General features: G+C 62.2%; 20 protein-coding genes. 13 read left to right on the plus strand and 7 right to left on the minus strand.

The genetic code is table 11. The annotated features are described in order from the left end of the window. The first annotated feature begins 24 nt into the window (after nucleotides 1-24). Nucleotides 25-1113 carry an endonuclease/exonuclease/phosphatase family protein gene (locus HBR93_RS03055; protein WP_115129061.1) on the plus strand — a complete coding sequence of 363 codons (1089 nt, stop codon included), beginning with the start codon at nucleotides 25-27 and terminating at the stop codon, nucleotides 1111-1113. A gap of 138 nt (nucleotides 1114-1251) precedes the next feature. Here HBR93_RS03055 and hrpB read toward each other — a convergent pair whose 3' ends face one another. Further along, a complete protein-coding gene (hrpB, locus tag HBR93_RS03060) occupies nucleotides 1252-3759 on the minus strand; it encodes an ATP-dependent helicase HrpB (protein ID WP_115129062.1) in 2508 nt (835 codons plus the stop codon). A 159-nt stretch (nucleotides 3760-3918) separates the two neighbouring features. On the opposite strand from hrpB, the gene HBR93_RS03065 reads away from it, so the two are divergent. Further along, nucleotides 3919-4338 carry a hypothetical protein gene (locus HBR93_RS03065; RefSeq protein WP_057439025.1) on the plus strand — a complete coding sequence of 140 codons (420 nt, stop codon included), beginning with the start codon at nucleotides 3919-3921 and terminating at the stop codon, nucleotides 4336-4338. A gap of 15 nt (nucleotides 4339-4353) precedes the next feature. Next, the gene (locus HBR93_RS03070) at nucleotides 4354-5247 is read left to right on the plus strand and encodes a cation diffusion facilitator family transporter (protein WP_057439024.1); all 894 of its coding nucleotides are present in this window, start codon (nucleotides 4354-4356) and stop codon (nucleotides 5245-5247) included. Here HBR93_RS03070 and HBR93_RS03075 read toward each other — a convergent pair. After that, the gene (locus tag HBR93_RS03075) at nucleotides 5244-6227 is read right to left on the minus strand and encodes a DUF6515 family protein (protein WP_169959806.1); all 984 of its coding nucleotides are present in this window, start codon (nucleotides 6225-6227) and stop codon (nucleotides 5244-5246) included. The genes HBR93_RS03070 and HBR93_RS03075 overlap by 4 nt on opposite strands. Before the next feature lie 417 nt (nucleotides 6228-6644). Between HBR93_RS03075 and HBR93_RS03080 the strand changes: the two genes are divergently transcribed. Together HBR93_RS03080 and HBR93_RS03085 are read left to right on the plus strand one after the other, a co-directional pair. Then, complete coding sequence (locus HBR93_RS03080) at nucleotides 6645-7124, plus strand: Lrp/AsnC family transcriptional regulator (protein WP_003176264.1); 480 nt, start codon at nucleotides 6645-6647, stop codon at nucleotides 7122-7124. A gap of 209 nt (nucleotides 7125-7333) precedes the next feature. Further along, nucleotides 7334-7543, plus strand: coding sequence for a DUF2788 domain-containing protein (locus tag HBR93_RS03085; protein WP_057439039.1), 210 nt, complete (start codon nucleotides 7334-7336; stop codon nucleotides 7541-7543). Here HBR93_RS03085 and HBR93_RS03090 read toward each other — a convergent pair. The 4 genes from HBR93_RS03090 to HBR93_RS03105 all read right to left on the minus strand — a co-directional run bounded on the left by HBR93_RS03090 (nucleotide 7538) and on the right by HBR93_RS03105 (nucleotide 14023). Next, nucleotides 7538-8173: a pseudouridine synthase gene (locus tag HBR93_RS03090; RefSeq protein WP_262377233.1), complete on the minus strand. Its 636-nt coding sequence runs from the start codon at nucleotides 8171-8173 to the stop codon at nucleotides 7538-7540. The genes HBR93_RS03085 and HBR93_RS03090 overlap by 6 nt on opposite strands. 70 nt (nucleotides 8174-8243) lie before the next feature. Next, the gene (gene amn, locus HBR93_RS03095) at nucleotides 8244-9707 is read right to left on the minus strand and encodes an AMP nucleosidase (protein ID WP_057960680.1); all 1464 of its coding nucleotides are present in this window, start codon (nucleotides 9705-9707) and stop codon (nucleotides 8244-8246) included. 208 nt (nucleotides 9708-9915) lie between these two features. After that, a complete protein-coding gene (locus tag HBR93_RS03100) occupies nucleotides 9916-11565 on the minus strand; it encodes an acyl-CoA dehydrogenase family protein (RefSeq protein WP_169959807.1) in 1650 nt (549 codons plus the stop codon). An 88-nt stretch (nucleotides 11566-11653) separates the two neighbouring features. Continuing rightward, the gene (locus HBR93_RS03105; protein WP_120734189.1) at nucleotides 11654-14023 is read right to left on the minus strand and encodes a 7TM diverse intracellular signaling domain-containing protein; all 2370 of its coding nucleotides are present in this window, start codon (nucleotides 14021-14023) and stop codon (nucleotides 11654-11656) included. Nucleotides 14024-14310: 287 nt separating this feature from the next. On the opposite strand from HBR93_RS03105, the gene HBR93_RS03110 reads away from it, so the two are divergent. The 4 genes from HBR93_RS03110 (at nucleotide 14311) to HBR93_RS03125 (ending at nucleotide 17831) form a co-directional block, all read left to right on the plus strand. Beyond that, nucleotides 14311-15108 (plus strand): hydroxymethylpyrimidine/phosphomethylpyrimidine kinase, encoded by a 798-nt coding sequence (locus tag HBR93_RS03110; RefSeq protein WP_057960683.1) that lies wholly within the window; start codon nucleotides 14311-14313, stop codon nucleotides 15106-15108. Nucleotides 15109-15126: 18 nt separating this feature from the next. Continuing rightward, the gene (gene thiE, locus HBR93_RS03115; protein ID WP_057439019.1) at nucleotides 15127-15750 is read left to right on the plus strand and encodes a thiamine phosphate synthase; all 624 of its coding nucleotides are present in this window, start codon (nucleotides 15127-15129) and stop codon (nucleotides 15748-15750) included. A gap of 17 nt (nucleotides 15751-15767) precedes the next feature. Further along, nucleotides 15768-17051, plus strand: a complete 1284-nt coding sequence (gene hemL / locus HBR93_RS03120; protein ID WP_057439018.1) for a glutamate-1-semialdehyde 2,1-aminomutase — start codon at nucleotides 15768-15770, stop codon at nucleotides 17049-17051. Between the two features lie 225 nt (nucleotides 17052-17276). Continuing rightward, a complete protein-coding gene (locus tag HBR93_RS03125) occupies nucleotides 17277-17831 on the plus strand; it encodes a tetratricopeptide repeat protein (protein WP_169959808.1) in 555 nt (184 codons plus the stop codon). 118 nt (nucleotides 17832-17949) lie between these two features. On the opposite strand, the gene HBR93_RS03130 is transcribed toward HBR93_RS03125, so the two are convergent. Then, nucleotides 17950-18276 carry a DUF1820 family protein gene (locus HBR93_RS03130; RefSeq protein WP_003236992.1) on the minus strand — a complete coding sequence of 109 codons (327 nt, stop codon included), beginning with the start codon at nucleotides 18274-18276 and terminating at the stop codon, nucleotides 17950-17952. A gap of 132 nt (nucleotides 18277-18408) precedes the next feature. Here HBR93_RS03130 and miaB point away from each other — a divergent pair, with 132 nt between their 5' ends. The 4 genes from miaB (at nucleotide 18409) to HBR93_RS03150 (ending at nucleotide 22300) form a co-directional block, all read left to right on the plus strand. Then, entirely contained in the window at nucleotides 18409-19737 is a 1329-nt protein-coding gene (gene miaB / locus HBR93_RS03135; RefSeq protein WP_057439015.1) for a tRNA (N6-isopentenyl adenosine(37)-C2)-methylthiotransferase MiaB, read from the plus strand. A 225-nt stretch (nucleotides 19738-19962) separates the two neighbouring features. Continuing rightward, the gene (locus tag HBR93_RS03140) at nucleotides 19963-20967 is read left to right on the plus strand and encodes a PhoH family protein (protein WP_029292238.1); all 1005 of its coding nucleotides are present in this window, start codon (nucleotides 19963-19965) and stop codon (nucleotides 20965-20967) included. Further along, a complete protein-coding gene (ybeY, locus tag HBR93_RS03145; protein ID WP_057960691.1) occupies nucleotides 20960-21418 on the plus strand; it encodes an rRNA maturation RNase YbeY in 459 nt (152 codons plus the stop codon). The genes HBR93_RS03140 and ybeY overlap by 8 nt, the downstream gene beginning before the upstream one ends. Before the next feature lie 42 nt (nucleotides 21419-21460). Next, nucleotides 21461-22300 carry an HlyC/CorC family transporter gene (locus HBR93_RS03150; RefSeq protein ID WP_005791724.1) on the plus strand — a complete coding sequence of 280 codons (840 nt, stop codon included), beginning with the start codon at nucleotides 21461-21463 and terminating at the stop codon, nucleotides 22298-22300. Nucleotides 22301-22303: the final 3 nt, after the last annotated feature.

Below are 22303 nucleotides of genomic sequence, written 5' to 3' on the forward strand. Positions count from 1 at the left end.
CCCGCAGCGCCATAAGGCGAGCCGATGACCCGTTTACTGCGTAAAACCCTGGTAGGCCTGCTGATCCTCGCAGGCTTGCTGACGGCCCTGATCTACAGCCTGACCTGGCGCCCCGCCGACAAACAGACCCTACCCGTCAGCTGCGTGGCCCCGCGTGCGCCGACGCTGCTGCCCGGCCAGGCACTCAAGGTGATGACCTGGAACGTGCAATACCTGGCGGGCAAGAACTATGTGTTCTGGTACGACACCCCCGACGGCAGTGGCCCGGACGAGCGCCCCACCCCTGAAGACATGGCCTCCAGCCTGGACGAAGTGGCGCGGGTGATCCGTGACGAGCAACCGGACGTACTGTTGCTGCAGGAACTGGACGAAGGCGCCAAGCCATCCCACTACCAGGACCAACTGGCGCTGCTTCAGGAGCGGCTGGTGGACCTCTACCCGTGCAGCGTCGAGGCCTTCGACTGGAAAGCCGACTTTGTGCCCGACCGGCATATCTTCGGCAGTGTCGGCCGCAAGCTGGTGACCCTCAGCCGCTACCAGATCGAACATGCCGAACGCCTGCAACTGCCGGTGGCCCCGGCCAACCTGATCAGCCGTCAGTTTCAACCCAAGCCCGCGCTGCTGCTCAGTTACCTGCCGTTGAGCGACGGGGGCCAACTGGCGGTGCTCAACACCCGCCTGGACAACGCCGCCCCCGGCCACAGCGCGGTGCGCGAGCAGGTCGAGGCGACCATCAAGCTGCTGGATAAGTTCGAAAGCCGGGGCACGCCGTGGCTGATTGGCGGGGATTTCAATCTGTTGCCCCTGGGGCAGTTCCTGCGCCTGGACGCCGACAGACGCGGGCAGTATTCGCCGGACAGTGAGCTGCATCTGTTGTGGGACAAATACCCGATGGTCCCCAGCAACAGTCAATCCAGCGGGATCGACCGCGCCCAGTGGCTGACCCACTTCCCCAATGACCCGGGCCTCGATGGGCCGGACCGTACGGTGGATTATCTGTTCTATAGCCCGAGGTTGAAGAAGGTTGAAGCGCGGGTGCGGCAGGACGATACATTGCGTATTTCCAATCATTTGCCGGTGATTGCACGGTTCCTGCTGCCCGCCGCGCAATAGCCCACAGCACACGACCCGATGTGGAATAGGGTTGGTGTAGGAGCTGGCTTGCCTGCGATAGCGCTGGGTCAGTTGGCCAGGTTCTGGCGGACAGATCGCTATCGCAGGCCAGCTCCTACATTCAGATATTAAGCATGATTACTTGCGCGGCTTGATCCGCGCGGTCGCTTCTGCCACCAACGGGTCATCGGGCCAGTAATGCTTGGGATACCGCCCCTTCAGATCCTTCTTCACCTCGGCGTAGGTACTGCGCCAGAAGTTCGCCAGATCCTGGGTCACCTGCACCGGACGCCGCGCTGGCGATAACAAGTGCAACTTCACCACCTGCCGTCCACCGGCGATGCGCGGGGTATCGGCCAGGCCAAACAGTTCCTGCAGGCGCACCGCGAGAATCGGCGGATGCTCGCTATAGTCCAGGCGCACCGATGAGCCCGAAGGCACCTTCAAATGATGGGGCGCCAGTTCATCCAGGCGCTGGGGCAGCGGCCAGGGCAGCAGGTTATGCAGGAAGCTGGAAAGATCCAGGTTGGCGAAATGGCTCAAGCGCGAGACCTTGCCCAGGTACGGCATCAGCCAATGTTCCAGGCTGGCGAGCAACGCGCTGTCGCTGACGTCGGGCCATTCGCCGGGCTTGCCGGAGTCCAGTTGGCGCAGCAGCATGACACGGGCCTGCCACTGGCGCAGCTCCGGGGTCCAGGGCAGCAGTTCCAGGCCTTTGCGCCGCACCAGGTTGACCAGCGCCTGGCTGCGGGCGGACTCGTCCAGGCCGGTCAGCGGCTCGCGACTGAGTACCAGTTCACCGACCTTGCGCTGGCGTTCGGCACGCAACACGCCTTCGCGCTCGTCCCAATCCAGCTGGTCGAAACAGCGCACCTGTTCGGCCAATACCGAGTCGAACAGCGTCGGGTCGAAGTCTGCAGCCAGGTAAATCCGCTCTTCACGCTGGCCCTGGCGGCTGCCCAGGTCGGCGATGACCAGCCACGGCTGCTTCATCAGGCTGTCGGCTTCGGCAAACAGCGCGGCGCGCCCGTTGGCCAGACGATATTCGGCACCGCCCGCACGGCGTTGTTGGGCCACCCGGTCCGGGTAGGCCAGCGCCAGCAGCGCCCCCAGCCAACGCGGGTGATCGGGATCAGCCACCGGCTGTTCGGCCTTGCCTCTTAGATAGCCGCGATATTGCCGGGCCAATTGCCGGGCCCGCTGTACGCCGCCTTGAGTGCCACGGGCGCGTTCCTCTCCGGACAACAAGGCCAGACGACTGTGCACATCCGCACCGGCACCGCGCAAGATGTCGCGCTCGCCCAGCAGCGCGGCAACATCACACGCCATGTTCGCCAGCCCCAGGTCCTGGCCGCGCAACAACAAATGGGCGATACGCGGGTGCGCCGGCAGGCTGGCCATTTTCTGTCCGTGGGGGGTCAAGGTCGCGTCCTTGAGCGCCCCCAGGCGTTCGAGCAAGTCCTGGGCCTGGGCATAAGCGGCAGTGGGTGGCACATCGAGCCACACCAATTGTGTTGGCGTCACGCCCCAGCGCGCCAGTTGCAGGGCCAGGCCAGCCAGGTCTGCCGAGAGAATTTCCGCGCTGCCATAGGCCGCCAGCCCTTCATGCTGGTCCTCGGACCACAACCGATAGCACACGCCCGGCTCCAGCCGCCCGGCCCGGCCGGCACGCTGGGTGGCGCTGGCGCGGGAGATGCGCTGGGTGTCGAGACGGCTCATGCCGCTGCCGGGGTCGAAACGCGGAACCCGCGCCAGCCCGGCGTCGATCACCACCCGCACGCCATTGATGGTCAGGCTGGTCTCGGCGATGTTAGTGGCCAGTACCACCTTGCGCTTGCCCGCCGGCGCCGGGTCGATGGCCGCTCGCTGCGCTGCCAGGTCAAGCTCGCCATGCAGCGGGCACAGCAGCACATCGCCGCGCTCACCGAGGGCATCCGCCAACTGTTGATGAACCCGGCGAATCTCCGCCTGCCCCGGCAGAAACACCAGCACGCTGCCGGTTTCGTCGTGCAGGGCTTCAAGAATGGTCTGCACCAACCGCGGCTCGATAAATTCCCCAGGCTGGAACGGCCGCCCCCAGCGCATCTGCACCGGGTACATGCGCCCTTCACTGCGCAGAATCGGCGCGTCGTCGAGCAGCCCTGACAGCCGTTCGCCTTCAAGGGTGGCGGACATCAGCAGGATTTTCAGCGGTTGTTCATCGCGAAACAGCTCGCGGCCATTGAGGCTCAGGGCCAGCGCCAGGTCGGCGTCGAGGCTACGCTCGTGGAATTCGTCGAAGATCAGCAGGCCCACGCCATCCAGTGCCGGGTCATCCTGCAGGCGCCGGGTGAGGATGCCTTCGGTGACCACTTCAATACGAGTGTTGGGGCCGACCTTGCTGTCCAGGCGGATCCGGTAGCCGACGGTTTCCCCGACCTTTTCCCCCAGCTCACTGGCCAGGCGTTCGGCTGCGGCGCGGGCGGCGAGCCGGCGGGGTTCAAGCATCAGGATGGTTTGCCCGGCCAGCCAGGTTTCGTGCAACAGCGCCAACGGCACCCGCGTGGTCTTACCGGCGCCGGGCGGTGCTTCGAGCACGGCTTCATGGCGCGTCGCCAAGGCTTCACGCAAGGCGGGTAAAACATCATCGATTGGCAACGAATTCATACTGGCTCCAAAGCAGAGCGGCGAGTATAACGGCGAACGGCTGGATATCGGTGGTCTCTCAGGCGCGGCCATGTCCCTTTGGAAAGGCTCCCACATTAGAGGGGGGCACCTGGTAGATCTGCTTTATAGTCACACCCTACAAGTGTTCAGGAGAGTCTCATGCGTATTGCTTCCCGTGTCATCGGCGGTGTTCTGGCCGTCACCCTGTTGAGCCAACTGACGGCCTGCGGTTCGATTTTCTATCCTGATCGCCGTGGCCAGATCGACGGCAAGATCGACCCGGCAATTGCCGTGCTCGACGCGGTCGGCCTGCTGTTTTATGTGATCCCCGGCCTGATCGCCTTTGGCGTGGACTTCGCCACCGGCGCGATTTACTTCGAGCCCGGCAAAACCGCACAAGTGGCCCCCGAAAAACTGCAAGAAGCCATCGGCGCCGACGGCAAGGTGGATAACACCAAGCTGCAAACCATCATCGAGCACGAAACCGGCCGCAACCTGCCGCTGGACGACCCGCGCCTGATCCAGTTCAAGGGCAGCGTGCAACAACTCGCGTCCCTGGGCCTGCAACCTGCTGCGTAAGGACCTGATTGCCCCATGAACACCAGCACCGAACACGCCCGGCTATTGCGCCTGGCCACCCGCGCCTCGGTCGGCGTGGCCAGTATTCTGATTATCGGCAAAGCCATCGCCTGGTGGTTCAGTGGTTCGGTGAGCATGTTGGCCGGGCTGACCGATTCGCTGCTCGACGGCGTGACGTCACTGCTCAACCTGCTGGCGGTGCATTACGCGCTGCGCCCGGCGGATGATGATCACCGCTACGGCCATGGCAAGGCGGAATCCCTGGCGGGCATGGCCCAGGCGCTGTTTATCGCCGGCAGCGCGGTATTGATCGCCTTCCAGGCGTACCAACGCCTGCAGCACCCGGAACCCGTAGGCGCGCCCTGGCTGAGTATTGCAGTGATTGTGATGTCGCTGGTGCTGACCGTGGCGCTGCTGGCCGTGCAACACCGGGTGATCCGCGAAACCGGCTCGAACGCGGTGCGCGCCGACTCGCTGCACTACCGTTCCGACTTGCTGCTCAATGGCAGCATTCTATTGGCGCTGGTGCTGGCGGCCTTCGGCTGGCATCAGGTCGATGCCTGGTTTGGCCTGGCGATCGCCCTGTACATTTTGTGGAGCGCGATCCAGATCGCCCGGGAAAGCTTTGCCGTGCTGATGGACGAAGAACTGCCGGCAGACGTCAGCCAGCACATGCTGGAACTGGCCTGTAGCGTGCCCGGCGTACTGGGTGCCCATGATTTGCGCACGCGGATTTCCGGCAACCACTGGTTTGTGCAGTTGCATCTGGAGTTGCCGGGGGAGTTGAGCTTGTCGGTAGCCCATGGCATCAGCGACCAGGCCGCCGATGCCATCCATCAGGCCTACCCACGGGCCGAGGTGCTGGTGCACGCCGACCCGCAGGAAGTGGTCACGGGCAGCAAGGCCTAGTAGGTCACCTGGTACCCGCGACTGCTCAGGCAGTTGCCCTGGGCCTGGCGGTAGGTTTGCACCACCGCCGGCGCAGGCGCGTAGGTGACGGTCTGGGGGTCGAAGCCACTTTGCTGCACCGCCCAGCGATAGCAATCGTAACCGTCCTGCTGCACCTGGGCGGGAGATTGGCCATTGGCGGGATAGGCCACTACGTCATACCCGTTGCCCTGGGGCGTCGGCTGCGGCGGCATGGCCACCGGCGGTTGCACCACCACGTACTGCTGGGTGCTGGTCTCGTAGCTGTAATAGGCGCCAGCGGCGAGAAAAAACAGCGCACTGCCGACCCACACTTCACGCGCATAGTCCGGCAGGTAATGCACGCGGATCCCATAGGGCGGCGTGACCACAACATAGCGCGGGCCCTGGGGCCGGTACCAATAGCCGCCCGAGAAAAAGTAATCCTGGCCGCGATAGGGCACACGGTAATTGCGGTCGGGGAAGCGGTCCACCGTGTAGCCGGGCCGATACTGCGGGCCGGGGCCCCAGCCGTTGCCATGGCCGTCGGGGCGGCCTGGCCAGCGGTTATCATTGGGGTGGCCGTTGTAGCCAGGCCGCGAGCCAGGGCCACCGGTTTGCCAATGCTGGTTGCCATCATTGCGCCGGGGAATGTCACGGTAGTTGCCCTGGCGCGGCTCCTGGGTCTGGCCCACGGAATCGGGCCGGCCCTGGATCGGCAGATTGCTCCCCGCCTGCGGTGCCGGGCGCGGCGCTTCATTACCTTGAGGGCGAGCCTGCCACTGGCCGTTCTGGCCGGCGCGCTCTACCGGTTGGTTTTGCGGGCGCGGCTGGCTGTGTTCCGGCCCCCGCTCACGCGGTCCACCACCGCCCTGCGGGCCTTGCCCCTGGCGGGGTGCGTTGTCTCGTTCGTCGGCCATCACCTGCGTGCCCAAGGTGACCATCAACACACCTACACCTGCCAAACGCCAGATGCGCTTCATGCTATTCCTCACTGCGGATTAGGGCCTGTGCATGAGACTGGAAAAGCCGGGCCCGGTTCTGCGACAGGTTATCAGTCACCAGCACAATTTTCGCCGGCAAAAGAAAAGGGGCGACCCGTCGGTCGCCCCTTGAGAACTTCGTCCTGGCTCAACGCTTATGACGTTGGCTCACCTCACGCCGTCTTGTGGACAGTGTGCAGCCCGGGGGCCGGCACAACCCGGTGGGGTTGGCGGGCCGCAGCCGGCCTGATTGGGCGGGCTGCTGTGGACTCTATGTCCGGGCAGTGATTCTGTTGGTAATCATAGGCGTGAGGGCCCGACAGATGATTGCGAAGATTGCGTCAATAAACAGTGCTTGCGCAATTTTTAACCCTGGATAGATAATTCGCAGCAATAGTTACGACAAAGGCCAGCCCCATGAGCAAACTTGACCGATACGACCTGAGTATTTTGGCGGAATTACAGCGCGACGCGAGGATCTCCAACCAGGAGCTGGCCGAGCGGATCGGCCTGTCACCGTCACCCTGCTCACGCCGGGTCAAGCAATTGGAGGACGACGGCTACATCTCACGCCAGGTCGCCCTGCTCGACCGCAAGATGCTGGGCCTGAGCCTCACGGCCTACGTGTTGATCGGCATGGACCGACACACGCCCGAACGTTTCGAGAACTTTGAAGCGGCGATCCGCACCTTGCCGCAAGTGCTGGAATGCAGCCTGGTCACCGGGATGGATGCCGACTATCAGCTGAAGGTGGTGGTGCCGGATATGGATCACTATCAAAAACTGCTGCTGGGGCACCTGACCCGGATTGAGGGCGTGACCAGCGTGCGCTCCAGCTTTGTGCTGAACCAGGTGCTCAACAGCACGGAGTTGCCGTTGACTCACCTGCGGACCTAAGACGCCCCACCCATCCCATGTGGGAGCGGGCTTGCCCGCGATAGCGGTCTTGCAGGCACACCGCTATCGCAGGCAAGCCAGCTGCCACTTTTTGCCCATGTTCAGGCAATGACATCAGGGTGCGACGCACCGACGCAGGTCAACTTTGAACCTGCCCCCTTGCCTTATACTCCGCGCCTGCCTTTGTCGGAAACTGCCCAATGAATTCGATTGACCCCGTGCTGTTTGAAGAATGGATGATGACCGGCCTGGTCACCATCCTGATCATTTTCATGGGCTTTATCGTCTGGGACCTGGCGAAGAAATCCAAGGCCGGGCGCTTTGGCTCGCTGATTCTGTTCTTCGTGCTGGGCCTGGGCGTGGCCGCGTTTATCATCAAGAGCGTGGTGATCGGCCTGATCGAGTCCGGGGCTTTATAAGCGCGCCGGCACTTCGCGGTACTGGCCTTGGCCCAGGCCTTCAATCGACCAGTCGCCGATTTTCACCCGCACCAGACGCAAGGTCGGCAAGCCTACGGCGGCGGTCATGCGTCGTACCTGACGGTTGCGCCCCTCGCGAATCACCAGCTCCAGCCAATAGGTCGGGATGTTTTTACGAAAACGTACCGGCGGGTTGCGGGGCCAGAGTACCGGCTCGTCCAGTCGCCGGGCTTCAGCCGGCAAGGTCATGCCATCGTTCAACTCCACACCGGTGCGCAGACGTTGCAGATGCTCCTCGGTGGGCTCGCCCTCCACCTGCACCCAATAGGTTTTCGCCAGTTTGTGCTTGGGGTCGGCAATCCGCGCCTGTAACTGGCCATCGTTGGTCAGCAGCAACAGGCCTTCACTGTCCCGGTCCAGGCGTCCAGCCGGGTAGATGCCCGGGATATCAATAAAATCCTTGAGCGTGGCGCGACCGCCTTCGTCACTGAACTGGGTCAGCACATCAAAAGGTTTATTGAACAGGATCAGCTTCGGCTCGGCCGGCGGTGCCTTGGCGACACGGCGAGCAGCGGCATGGGGAGGTTTCACGCCAGGGCGGCGCGAGTCAGGGCGGGCAGGACGGGACATGGCAATGGAACATCTAACGGTCAGGACCGACCATGCTAGTGGCCTGACCGTTAAATAACCACCCCGCTATTTAGCGGAACGGCGGCTCGTCAAAGCTGCGCAGTTTGCGCGAGTGCAACGAGTTGAGCTCGGTGCGCAACAAGTCCACCGCCTCGATACCGATCTTCAAGTGCTGGCTCACAGCCCGTTCATAGAACGCGTTGGCCGAACCTGGCAACTTGATTTCACTGTGCAACGGCTTATCCGACACGCACAGCAATGTGCCGTAAGGCACCCGCAAACGGTAGCCTTGCGCGGCGATGGTGCCGCTCTCCATATCCACGGCCACGGCGCGGGACAGGTTGATCAGCGGCCGCTCCTGGGCCCAGCGCAGTTCCCAGTTGCGATCGTCGTAGGTCAACACGGTACCGGTGCGCAGGCGCTTTTTCAGTTGCTCGCCCTTCTCGCCCGTGACGTTAGCCGCCGCTTGTTGCAATGCCATCTGCACTTCGGCCAGGGCTGGGATCGGAATGTTCGGCGGCACCACGCGGTCGAGAATGCCGTCGCGCCGCATATAAGCGTGGGCCAGCACATAGTCACCGATGGTCTGGGATTGGCGCAGGCCACCACAGTGGCCAATCATCAGCCAGCAATGGGGACGCAGCACCGCCAGGTGGTCGGTGATGTTCTTGGCGTTGGACGGGCCGACACCGATGTTGACCAGGGTCACGCCGTGGCCGTCACTGGCCTGCAAGTGGTAGGCCGGCATCTGATAACGGTGCCAGACCACGCCTGCGGCAATGGCAGACGCTTCGCCATGGTCCATGCCTTTTTCGATGATCACATTGCCCGGCAACACCATGCGGATAAAGCGTGGGTCGCTGCGCAACTGTTCCAGGCCATGGACGATGAACTGGTCGACGTAGCGGTGGTAGTTGGTCAGCAGAATCCACGGCTGCACATGGCGCCAGTCGCTGCCGGTGTAGTGCACCAGGCGACGCAGGGAAAAGTCCACGCGGGCCGCATCGAACAGTGCCAGGGGCAGTGGGTCGGTGTTTTCCCAGTCATAAAGGCCATCGGCGATGCCATCGGTGGCGGCAGACAGGTCGGTGCTGGGGAACACCCGTGCCAGGGTCGCGGCCGTTACGCCGGAGCCGGCCAGTTCATCACCCTGCTCGACCACGTACGGATAAGGGATGTTCTGCTGGCTGACGCCCACTTCCACCGTCACGGTGAAGTCGTGCATCAGCGGCACCAGTTGTTCCAGCAGGTATTTGCGAAACGCTGACGGATGGGTGACGGTGACGCTGTAAGTGCCCGGCAACTGCACCTTGGCATACGCGCGGGTGGTCTGTGGGACTTCGCCGTGGCAGTGGTAGGTCAGGCGCAGTTCCGGATAGCGAAACAAAGCACGCTGTGCGGCGTCGGGCTCGACGCGATCCTTGAGGTATTGCTTGAGGGCCTGGTTGAGCGCGCCGGTAGCACGCTCATGCAGAGCCGCCAGCCGGTCCACGGCCTCTTCGGCGGTTTGAACGACAACAAAAGCTTCGGTCACGGTAGGCTTCCTGTTTTCTTACATGCAGGAGGTCATCTTGCCTGCATCGCTGCCAGACGCAAACTCTGAATTGGAATGCCCACTGAAGATCAATGCAACCGCTGTGGGAGCTGGCTTGCCTGCGATGGCGGCGGATCAGCCAATATAGAGGTAGCTGACCCACCGCTATCGCAGGCAAGCCAGCTCCCACATTTTTTACCGGGTTTATTCAGAGAGACGGAGTTGAGCGGGCGACGATGGCCTGCACATCCACACCTCGTGGCAAGGTGCCATATACCCGCCCCGACGATTCGCCCAAGCGGCTGGCTATAAACCCATCGCTGACACTGGCATTGCCCGCCTCCAGCAGCAATTTTGCCTGCAGGGCCACAGCAATATCCTCGGTCAACTGCCGCGCCCGGTACTGGATATCCTGGGTGTCCATAAACGCCGACTTCAATTGCTCGATATGTCGGGCCAGGCGTTTATCGCCATGCCCATCGCCCAGTTCGACAAACAATGTCTCCAGCACACCGGGCTCTTTCGACAAGGCCCGCAGCACGTCCAGGCATTGCACGTTGCCGGAACCTTCCCACGTCGAATTGACCGGCGCCTCACGGTACAGGCGCGGCAGGATGCTGTCCTCGACATAGCCGGCGCCGCCCATGCATTCGGCGGCTTCGTTGATCATCGCCGGCGCACGCTTGCAGATCCAATACTTGCCCACCGCCGTCACCAGCCGCGCGAACTTGGCTTCCTGCTCATCGGCCAGATGGTCCAGCGCCCGGCCCATGCGCAGGCTCAAGGCCAGGGCCGCTTCGCTTTCCAGGGCCAGGTCCGCCAGCACGTTCTGCATCAACGGCTGTTCACTGAGCACGCGGCCACCAACCAAACGATGGGCGCAATGATGGCTGGCCTGGGTCAGCGCCTGACGCATCAAGGAACTGGAGCCAACCATGCAGTCGAAACGGGTCATGGCCACCATCTCGATAATGGTCGGTACGCCACGGCCTTCTTCGCCGACCATCCACGCCAGGGCGCCGCGGAATTCGACTTCGCTGGAGGCGTTGGAGCAGTTGCCGAGCTTGTTTTTCAGGCGCTGGATATAGAACTGGTTACGCGTATCGTCCGGGCGCTGCCGGGGCAGTAGGAAACAGGTCAAACCCTTGTCAGTCTGGGCCAGGGTCAGGAAGGCGTCGCACATCGGCGCCGAACAGAACCACTTATGGCCCACCAGCTCATAGGGTTGGCCTGGGCCGCCGGCGCCCAAGGGGCAGGCGCGGGTGGTATTGGCCCGGACATCGGTGCCGCCCTGTTTCTCGGTCATGGCCATGCCGATGGTTGCGCCGGTTTTATGGGCGATGCCGACATTGCGCGGGTCGTATTCAGTGTTGAGGATTTTCGGCAGCCAGGTGTCAGCCAGATCCGGCTGCAGGCGCAGGGCCGGCACGCAGGCGAAGGTCATGGTCAGCGGGCACCCCGTGCCAGCTTCGGCCTGGCTATGCAGGTAGGTCATGGCCGCGCGGGCGACATGGGCACCCGCCTGGGGATGGGCCCAGGGCAGCGAAGGCAGGCCATGCTCGACGGCGGTGCGCATCAGTTCGTGATAGGCCGGATGAAACTCCACCAGATCAATGCGGTGACCATAGCGATCATGGCTGTTGAACACCGGCTTGTTCTGATTCGCCAGGAACCCCGCCGCCATCAGCGGTCCACCCGCCAAGGCGCCGTAGGCGTCGATGCGAGCCTCTGCCCAGCCTGCCCCAAAGCGCCGCGACCACTCCTGCAAGGGCAGGTCGAGGCGATACAAATTGGCGCCATCGAGTGACGGTGGCTGGTTGGTAACGTCGTGGGTTTCGGCGAACTGGTGCAGATTCATGACGGGCCTCCTGATAAAAGGCCGCGTTGATTGAGGCCTTGAATTCAGTTAAGCATCGTCACTGCGCTTAAAAAAGTGGCATAAGCGCCTAACTGCCGGCGCTTTCACCCTCTAGCGGGCACAGCAGGCGGCGCTGCAACACGGCTTGCAACAGCTCGAAACGCACCGGCTTGAGCAACTGCTCGGTCGGGCCGACGCCGTGACAATGCTGGCGGGCGCTGCCTTGCAGGGCGTCGCTCAGGGCGATCACCGGCAGCTCGCCGCACCCTGGCAAGGCCCGGATCTGGCAGCACAGGGAGAAGCCATCTTCGGGCACATCCAGCAACACCGCATCAAACGCCCCCTCCTGCAGCATCGCCAGGGCCGTGGGGCCACTGTCCGCGACTTTCACCCGGTAACCGAGCTTGAGCAACATGCCACGCAAGACCAACTGGGTGACGCAGTTGTCCTCCACCAGCAATACCGTGCAGTCTTGTGGCGCGCGGTGCAGGTCCACGGCCCGGGCCGGCTCCGGCGGCACCGCGATAACGGCCACCTCCAGCTGGAATCGGCTGCCCTTACGCGGTTCGGAATGATGGGTCAGGCGCCCGCCGAGCAACTCGATCAACTGCCGGCAGATCGCCAGGCCAATGCCCAGGCCGCCATATTCGCGGGTGGTCGAGCCGTCCACCTGGAAGAAGCGCTGATACAGGGTCGCCTCATCCAGTTGCGCAAAGCCAATCCCGGAGTCGCTAACGATAAACGTCAGATGCAAATGGCCATCCGCCTGGGGCAGGCCCACTACGCGCACGCGCACCGCACCGTCGTGGGTGAACTTGAAGGCGTTATCCAGCAGGCATTCCAGGCACTGCATCAATTTGCCTGCATCGCCGTCCAGGCGATCCGGCAACTCACTCGCCACGTCGATGGAGAACGCCAACCCCTTGCTCTGGGCATTGCCCAGGAACTGCTGACGCAAGGTATCGAGTACCCCGCGCAGGCTGAACACCTGCGGTTGCACACTGAGGCGACCGGCTTGCAACTCGGTGAGGGTGAGGATGCCATTGACCATGCGCATCATGTCCCGCGCAGAGCCGGCGGCGGTTTGCTGGTACTGCGCCAGGTCGCCGGCCAGAGGCTCGGTCTGCATCAGTTCCAACGACCCAATCACCCCGTTCATCGGGGTGCGCAGTTCATGGGTCAGGGTCGCGAGGAATTCGTCTTTCAACTGGTTGCTGTGGGCCAGTTGCTGGTTGAGCACTTCCAGTTTCTGGCTGGCATCAAACAGGATTTGCGCCTGCTGTTCGCGCATCGCGTTGATCCGGTCGGCTAGGGCCAGGGACAACAGGGCGACTTCAATGGCCGAGCCGATCTGGCTGGAGTACATGGTGAGAAACACATTGGGCAGGTAGCCCAGCACCATCAGCGTGTTGATCACCCCGCCGATCAGGAACGCCGACCAGGCGATGATGAAATACCGCGCCACACGCTGGCCACAGCACCAGGCCTTGATCCCGGCGACAAAGATGGTCACGGTGAAAACCAGGGCTAGCGCGGTCGCCAGGCGCAGGGCCAGGGCGTAGCTGGTCATCAGCGACAACACCATCACCACCGCCCCCGTCCCCACCAGCACCAGCAGCACCCGGTCCAGCCAGCGGCTGTAGAGGGCAGTGTGCAGGAAGCTGCGGGCAAACAGGCTGCCGAACAACGCGGAGGCGCCGATCAGGAACGGCGTCGCCGCATTCGCCCACCAGGGGTTGTCGGGCCAGAAATACTCCACGGCCGCGCCATTCACCGAGAGCTGGTACATACCGAACGAGGCGATATAGAGGATGTAATAGAGGTAACTGGTATCGCGCACGCTGAGGTAGATAAACAGGTTGTACACCAGCATGCCCAGCAGCACACCGTAGATCAGGCCCAGCACATACAGGCGCAGCGGCTGATCTTCCAGGTAGGCGGTGCTCGACCACAGGGTCAGCGGCGCCTGGATCGAACCCTCGCTTTGCAGGCGCAGATAGAGGGTTTTCTGCTCGCCCGCACTGAAGTCGACGGTGAACAGGTAATTGTTCTGGCGAATCTCACGGCTGGCAAAGGGCAATGCATCCCCGGTGCGCCCGGCCAGGCGATAGTCGCCGTCACCCTCGGGCAGGTACAACTCAAGATGATCAAGGGGCGGATAGGCCAGCTCCAGCAGCCAGGTGCGCAGGGCGTCGGGATCCTTGGGCAGGTAATGCAGGTCGACCTTGAGCCAGAACGCGGAGCGCGAGTAGCCGGCATTCAGGGTGTCTTTATCGTGCGGGGTGTAGCGACTGGCGAGTGCCGCTGAACGGGCCTCGGCGATGGTGAGATTGCCGCTTGGATCTTCGAGTACTTGCATGACCCGGCCCAGGGGAAGACTTCGGGTGGTTTCATTGAACTCGACGGCGCCGGCCAGCATCGGCAGCCCGCACAAGAGAAACATCAGCAAATAGCGCATAGAGCCCCAGCGTGGCCTGTCCGGTTATGTCAAAAGCCCCCCATTCCTTTTGAGATGACGTACACCGGCGATACATTTAAGTTGTTTGGATCCACTCTAGCATAGCCGGTAAAGGCCAAAAGACACCATTGAAATAATTTTTTGAAAGGCTCTAGACCGGGCCTTTCAGCGCACTAATTGCTAGAAATGGATGATGGCCTATAGCCATTTACCAGTGTGTTTCGGCGTCAAATACCAGCACTGCCCGACAGCCACGCAAAAAGCGTTTGGTGGTAAGCTCGCGCACCATGAATATCTACAGCTCTCGCCCCGTTGTCCTCTGTCTCTCCGGCCATGATCCCAGTGGTGGCGCCGGCTTGCAGGCAGATATCGAAGCCCTGCTCGCCCAAGGCTGTCATGCGGCCCCGGCCGTGACCGCGCTGACCGTGCAGAACACCGTGAATGTCAGCGATTTCCGCGTGCTCGACCGCGAGTGGGTATTGGCCCAGGCCAACGCCGTGCTCGGTGACTCCGAAGTCGCGGCGGTCAAGCTGGGCATGCTCGGGTCCACGGTGATGGTCGATACCGTGGTCGAACTGCTCCAGCAGCACCCGCACCTGCCGGTGGTCTGCGACCCGGTGCTACGCGCCGGCGGCGGCGGTAGCCTGGGCAAGGACGAGGTCGGCTATGCGATGCGCGAGCGGCTGTTGCCCTTGTCGCTGATTGCCACGCCCAACCTGCCTGAGGCGCGCATCCTCGCCGAACTGCCCAACGGCACGGCGGATGAATGCGCCGAGAAACTGCTGCCGTTTATCAAGCACCTGTTAATCACCGGCGGCCATGGCGACGAGCATGAGGTGCACAATCGCCTCTACAGCCGCGACGGCACACGCCACACGTTTACCTGTCAGCGCCTGCCCGGCAGCTATCACGGCTCCGGTTGCACTCTGGCCAGCGCCCTGGCCGGCCGCCTGGCCCAGGGTCAAGGCCTGGCCAGCGCCGTGGAGTCGGCACTCAATTACACCTGGCGCACCCTGCGGGACGCCGAACAACTGGGCCAGGGGCAATTTGTGCCGCGTCGCCTGCCATTGGATTTCTGTTCGTAATATCAAGGGGCCTACTCGATGAAACTACGTGGCCTGTACGCCATTACCGACAGCCAACTATTGGCCGGTAAGTTCCTGTCCTACGTCGAGGCCGCGCTGGAAGGCGGCGTGACCTTGCTGCAATACCGCGACAAGAGCAGCGACGAGGCCCGTCGCCTGCGCGAAGCCGAGGCTCTGCGTGAACTGTGCTCGCGCTACAAGACCCACCTGATCATCAATGACGATGCCGAACTGGCCGCGCGCCTGGGCGTCGGCGTTCACCTGGGGCAGACCGACGGCCCGCTGACCCCGGCCCGAGCGTTACTCGGGCGCAATGCCATTATCGGCTCCACCTGCCACAGCCAGATCGAACTGGCCGAACAGGCTGCGCGCGAAGGTGCCAGCTATGTTGCCTTTGGCCGCTTCTTCAACTCCACGACCAAACCCGGTGCACCCGCAGCCACCGTTGAAATGCTGGCCCAGGCCCGCGCGCGCCTGCAGGTGCCGATCTGCGTGATCGGCGGCATCACCCTGGAAAACGCCGCGCCCCTGGTGGAGCACGGTGCCGACCTGCTGGCAGTGGTCCACGGCCTGTTCGGTGCCGACAGCCCCCAGGACGTGACGCGCCGCGCCCGCGCCTTCAACGAACTCCTCAAATCCTGAATTCAGAGAGCCTGCCCATGTCTCGTTCCGAAACGTTGTTTGCCAATGCCCAGAAACACATCCCCGGCGGTGTGAACTCCCCCGTGCGTGCGTTCAAGAGCGTCGGCGGCACGCCGTTGTTCTTCAAGCACGCCGAAGGCGCCTACGTCACCGACGAAGATGACAAGCGCTATGTGGACTACGTGGGTTCGTGGGGCCCGATGATCCTCGGCCACAGCCACCCCGACGTGCTGGACGCAGTACGCAAGCAGTTGGAACACGGCCTGTCCTACGGCGCGCCCACCGCCATGGAAACCGAAATGGCCGACCTGGTGTGCTCGATCGTACCGTCGATGGAGATGGTGCGCATGGTCAGCTCCGGCACCGAAGCGACCATGAGCGCGATTCGCCTGGCCCGTGGGTTCACCGGCCGCGACAGCATCATCAAGTTCGAAGGCTGCTACCACGGCCACTCCGACAGCCTGCTGGTCAAGGCCGGCTCCGGCCTGCTGACCCAGGGCGTTCCGAGTTCGGCTGGCGTGCCAGCTGCGTTTGCCAAGCACACCCTGACCTTGCCGTTCAACGACATCGGCGCCGTCGAGCAAATGCTCAGCGAAGTCGGCCAGGAGGTGGCGTGCATCATCGTCGAGCCGGTGGCGGGCAACATGAACTGTGTACCGCCGGCCCCGGGTTTCCTCGAAGGCTTGCGTGAGCAGTGCGATAAACACGGTGTGGTATTGATCTTCGACGAAGTGATGACCGGCTTTCGCGTTGCCCTCGGCGGCGCCCAGGCTCACTACGGCGTAACGCCGGACCTGAGCACCTTCGGCAAAATCATCGGCGGCGGCATGCCGGTAGGCTGCTTCGGCGGCAAGCGCGAGATCATGCAGCACATCGCGCCGCTGGGCCCGGTCTACCAGGCCGGCACCCTCTCCGGTAACCCGCTGGCCATGGCCGCCGGCCTGACCACCCTGCGCCTGATCAGCCGCCCTGGCTTCCATGCCGAGCTGAGCGCCTACACCACGCGTTTGCTGGACGGCCTGCAACAACGCGCCGATGCAGCGGGTATCCCGTTCGTCACGACCCAGGCCGGTGGCATGTTCGGCCTGTATTTCAGCGGTGCCGACGACATCGTGACCTTTGACGATGTGATGGGCAGCGATGCCAACCTATTCAAGCGTTTCTTCCACCTGATGCTCGAAGGTGGCGTGTACCTGGCACCAAGTGCCTTTGAAGCCGGCTTCACCTCCATCGCCCATGGCGACGCCGAGCTGAAACTGACCCTGGATGCTGCCGAGCGCGCCTTCGCCGCACTGAAGTAAGACAGCCATAACCTGACGTCGCCCCTGGCGGCGTCAGATTTGTTACCTTGCTTACAGAAATTTCCTCGTTTTTTCGAGAAAACACCTGCAATCCGGCAGATAACTTGCCCACGCAGCAGAAAAACGAGTAAAGACTTTGTAAGCAGAGGCCTGCTTATTTCATAATGCGCGCTTATTGGATCCCCACGTGGCTCCACGCGCCCCGTCAGAGGTAAGTCGATTCCCATGAAACGCACCGGCCGCACCCTGGTTCTGGGCTGCCTGTTGCTCCTTCAACCGCTGCTTGCACATGCACAAGCGGGCGGCAACTCGTTGTTGATCCCAGCGATGGGTCGTTGCACCCTCAATACTCAGTCCGACAGCCAGGCCGAGGCGCTGAGCGCCTGCCAAACCCTGGCCGATGGCGGGGATGCGCAGGCGCAATACGAGTTGGGCGAATTCTTCTACGACGAAAAAAACTCTGCCCGCGACCTGAACAAAGCCTTGAGCTTCTTCGAAAAAGCCTCGCTGCAGGGTCATGCCCAGGCGCAATTCAAGCTGGGCAGCATGTTCTTCCATGGCGAAGGCGTGCCGGCCAACAACGTGCAGGCGTATATCGTGCTGAAGATGGCGGCGGTCAACGGCGCCGAAGATGCGCTCGACACCGCTGACGAAGTGGCCGAGCACATGCAGCGCGATGAGCTGGAAGTGGCGACCCAGGTGCTGGGGCAGATTTTCCGCAATTACCTGCAGGAATTGCAGAGTGCGGATGGGCGTTCGCCCTTTTCGCCGCTGCCTTGAGGTTATCTAAACCCTTCTGACGTCATCGCAGGCAAGCCAGCTCCCACATTTTGATTTGTGAACACATTCAAATGTGGGAGCTGGCTTGCCTGCGATGGGCGCGACGCGGTCTAAAAGCCTACTTCTCAGGCATCGGCATCGGAAACGGCATGACATTGCTCACACCCCGCGCCTCGCTGATCTTGGGCGTGCCCAGGCGCTCGACTTCGTCGATGCGTACAATCGAATGCATCGGCACAAAACTGCGCACCACGCCTTCGAACTGGGCCTTGAGCTTTTCCTCGCCCGGATCGACGACCAGCTGCGTGCGCTCGCCAAAGACGAACTCTTCCACTTCCAGGAAGCCCCACAGATCACTTTGATAGATCTGTTTGGCGTACATTTCGAACACCTGGCCCTGGTTAAGGAAAATCACCTTGTAGATTGGAGCTTCACGTTTGGTCATGGGGGGCGGGCAGCACATCGGCGGATATAAATGAGGGCGCGAACTATAGCATGGCACCCGATGCACAGTGCTAGGAACCAATGGGCATGCCCCCTATAATGCGCGGTTCTTTACCACCAGTTGACGATTCCCATGGCCAAGAAGCTTTACATCGAAACCCACGGTTGCCAGATGAACGAGTACGACAGCTCGCGCATGGTCGATCTGCTGGGTGAACATCAGGCCCTGGAAGTCACGGCTCGCGCCGAAGATGCCGACGTGATCCTGCTCAATACCTGCTCGATCCGCGAACGGGCCCAGGACCGGGTCTACTCGCAGCTGGGCCGCTGGCGTGAACTGAAACTGGCCAACCCGGACATGGTGATCGCCGTCGGCGGTTGCGTGGCCAGCCAGGAAGGCGCGGCCATTCGCGACCGCGCACCCTATGTCGACGTGGTCTTCGGCCCGCAGACCCTGCACCGCCTGCCGGAAATGATCGACGCTGCGCGTATCACCAAGTTGCCGCAGGTGGACGTCTCGTTTCCGGAAATCGAAAAGTTCGACCACCTGCCCGAGCCACGCATCGACGGCCCGAGCGCCTATGTGTCGGTGATGGAAGGTTGCAGCAAGTACTGCACCTTCTGCGTGGTGCCTTATACCCGGGGCGAAGAAGTCAGCCGACCGTTCGACGATGTGCTGGCGGAAATCATCCACCTGGCCGAAAACGGCGTGCGTGAAGTGACCCTGCTGGGGCAGAACGTCAACGGCTATCGCGGCCAGACCCACGATGGGCGCCTGGCGGACCTGGCCGAGCTGATTCGCGTGGTCGCGGCGGTAGACGGTATCGAGCGGATTCGCTACACCACCTCGCACCCGCTGGAGTTCTCCGACAGCCTGATCCAGGCCCACGCCGAAGTGCCGGAGCTGGTCAAGCACCTGCATTTGCCGGTGCAATCGGGCTCGGACCGCATCCTCTCGGCGATGAAGCGCAACCACACGGCCCTGGAGTACAAGTCCAAGCTGCGCAAACTGCGCGCCGCCGTGCCGGGCATCTGCATCAGTTCGGACTTTATCGTTGGTTTCCCTGGCGAGACCGAGAAGGACTTCCAGCAGACCATGAAGCTGATTGAAGACGTCGGTTTCGACTTCTCCTACTCCTTCGTCTACAGCCAGCGCCCCGGCACACCGGCTGCCGACCTGGTCGACGAAACCCCGGAGGAGCTGAAAAAGGAGCGCCTCAACGCCTTGCAGCATCGCCTCAACCAGCAAGGTTTCGAGATCAGCCGACAAATGGTCGGCTCGACCCAGCGCATCCTGGTCACCGATTACTCGAAGAAAGACCCGGGCGAGTTGCAGGGACGTACCGAGAACAACCGGATCGTCAATTTCCGTTGCGACAACCCGACGCTGATCGGCCAGTTCGCCGACGTGCACATCGACGCGGCGCAACCGCACTCGCTGCGCGGCTCACTGATCCAGTAACCCATCAATACTCCTGACTGGTGGAGATCAAAATGTGGGAGCGGGCTTGCTCGCGAAGGCAGTGGATCAGTGACAGATGCATTGACTGACACACCGCCTTCGCGAGCAAGCCCGCTCCCACATGGGAACCGCGCAGCATTCCGATAACTTAAGTGCTTTCGCACACCGGCGGCTGGCGTTATCCTCTATTTCACCTAAACAGCCAAAGGGCGGCTAAAAGCAACCTTGAACGCACCCATAGCAGAACCCCATCGTTTCCTCCTCGAGCCGTTTGAGGCTCGTCGTTTCGCCAATCTGTGCGGACAGTTCGACGAGCACCTGCGCCTGATCGAACAACGCCTGAGCATCGAGATCCGCAACCGCGGCAATCAATTCGAGCTGATTGGCGAACCCCAGCACACCACGTCTGCAGAAAACCTGCTGCGTCGCCTCTACCGCGAAACCAAGGGTAGCGAGCTGTCGCCGGAAACCGTGCACCTGTACCTGCAGGAATCCGCCGTGGAAGACCTGGCCAATAACCCGGTGGCCGAAGCCAGCGTGGCGCTGCGTACCAAAAAAGGCATGATTCGCCCGCGCGGCTTGAATCAGCAGCGCTATGTCAAAGAAATCCTCGGCAACGACATCAACTTCGGCATCGGCCCGGCCGGTACCGGCAAGACCTACCTGGCCGTGGCCTGTGCGGTAGACGCCCTGGAGCGCGAACAGGTGCGACGCATCTTGTTGGTGCGCCCGGCGGTGGAAGCTGGCGAGAAACTGGGCTTTCTGCCCGGCGACCTGGCCCAGAAGATCGACCCGTACCTGCGCCCGCTGTACGACGCACTGTATGAAATGCTCGGCTTCGAATACGTGGCCAAGCTGATCGAGCGCCAGGTGATCGAGATCGCCCCGCTGGCCTATATGCGCGGTCGCACGTTGAACAACAGCTTCATCATCCTCGACGAAAGCCAGAACACCACGGTCGAGCAGATGAAGATGTTCCTGACCCGTATCGGTTTCGGCTCCACCGCCGTGATCACCGGCGATATCACCCAGGTCGACCTGCCCAAGGGCACCAAGTCGGGCCTGGGCCAGGTGATCGAGGTGCTCAAGGACGTGCCGGGGATCAGCTTTACCCACTTCATGCCCAAGGATGTGGTGCGTCACCCGCTGGTGCAGCGCATTGTCGAGGCCTACGAGCGCTTCGAACACCGCGACGACGGGCTGTCGAAGGACAACCGCCGCGATGCTTGAGCTTGATCTGCAACTGGCCACTGAAGCGCCAGCCCCCAGCGAAGAACAGTTCCGCCAATGGTGCACACTGGCCCTGCGCCAGCGCAGCGCCGACTCGGAACTGACCATCCGTCTGGTGGACGAACCTGAAGGCCGCGAGCTGAATCACACCTGGCGCCAGAAAGACTACGCGACCAATGTGCTGTCGTTCCCCGCCGATGTGCCGGATGAACTGCTGGATATCCCGCTGCTGGGTGACCTGGTGATCTGCGTCGCAGTGGTGGAGCGCGAGGCAAAGGAACAAGGCAAGGCCCTGGAGGCCCACTGGGCCCACTTGGTCATGCACGGCTGCTTGCATCTGTTGGGTTACGACCATATAGATGATGAAGAAGCCGAAGAAATGGAAGCACTGGAACGAACGTTGCTTGCAGAGTTGGGTCATCCTGACCCCTATGCAGACGACGAACACTAATCGACACTCAACTGAAACAATCAAGGATTTAGAGTAATCGCTATGAGCGAAGACCGATCGAGCAACGGGCAAAAGTCATGGCTGGGTAAACTGACCCAGGCTTTTGCCCACGAGCCGAAAAACCGCCAGGAGCTGCTGGAGCTGCTGCGCGAGGCCCATCAGAACAAGTTGCTGGACAGCGAAGCGCTGGCCATCGTCGAAGGCGCCATCCAGGTGGCTGACCTGCAGGTTCGGGACATCATGGTCCCGCGCTCGCAGATGATCAGCATCAAGGCGACCCAGACCCCACGGGAATTCCTCCCGGCCGTGATCGACTCGGCGCACTCGCGCTACCCGGTGATCGGCGAGAGCCATGACGACGTCATGGGTGTCCTGCTGGCCAAGGACCTGCTGCCGCTGATCCTCAAGGAGAACGGCGACAGCTTCAACATCAAGGACCTGCTGCGTCCTGCGACCTTTGTGCCTGAGTCCAAGCGCCTGAATGTGCTGCTGCGCGAGTTCCGCGCCAACCACAATCACATGGCCATCGTCATTGACGAATACGGCGGTGTCGCCGGCCTGGTGACCATCGAAGACGTGCTGGAACAGATCGTCGGCGATATCGAAGACGAACACGACGTTGAAGAAGACAGCTACATCAAGCCGCTGCCCAGCGGTGACTTCCTGGTCAAGGCGCTGACGCCGATCGAGAACTTCAACGAGTTCTTCGACAGCGAATTCTCCGACGATGAGTTCGACACTGTCGGTGGCCTGGTGATGAGTGCGTTTGGTCACTTGCCCAAGCGTAACGAAACCACCGAGATCGGCGCCTATCGCTTCCGCATCCTGAATGCCGATAGCCGTCGCATCCACCTGATCCGCCTGACACCTATTGCCCGCTAAGGA

Source organism: Pseudomonas sp. WS 5411 (assembly GCF_012985595.1).
GTDB lineage: Bacteria > Pseudomonadota > Gammaproteobacteria > Pseudomonadales > Pseudomonadaceae > Aquipseudomonas > Aquipseudomonas shahriarae.